The 428-nt window shown below is 43.5% G+C and carries 1 protein-coding gene; it reads right to left on the minus strand.

The features are described 5' to 3' along the window. Window positions 1–195: 195 nt before the first annotated feature. Window positions 196–428, minus strand: a 233-nt coding sequence (locus CWC16_RS19985; protein WP_502705083.1) for an OsmC family protein, incomplete at its 5' end; no start/stop codon positions are given.

Consider the following 428-nt stretch of genomic DNA (forward strand, 5'->3'; position numbering starts at 1 on the left):
ACAGGTCTAGGGCTACTGCTTCCCTTGCAAGTGAGTAAACAACAACTAAGCTGGCACTATAAAATAGCGCATAAGCGCCATGAATACACAGTGCAAATAATGTTTAACCCTAAGCAAACTGAACGCCAGCGACCTCAGTGACTATTATACTGTGTGCAGCTTTACGCACACAATATAGAAACTCACCATCAGGCTTTAAGCCGAGTAAATAGGGTTAACTTCCACCTTAGTCAGAACTGAGTTAGCGATAAAGCATAATTCGTGTGCTTGATGATGTAAGGCGCTGATCTGCGCATCAGAGACGACGACGTTCTCCCCCAAAATCACCAAAGGCTTTAACAGCACATGCGTCATCGCTTTTTTTCCGTTCGCATCTATTGCCAAAGTACCGATAGCATTATCCAGATAAGATTCAACGACCCATTTTT

Origin of the sequence: Pseudoalteromonas sp. S3776 (assembly GCF_005886915.1) — a bacterium.
Classification (GTDB): domain Bacteria; phylum Pseudomonadota; class Gammaproteobacteria; order Enterobacterales; family Alteromonadaceae; genus Pseudoalteromonas.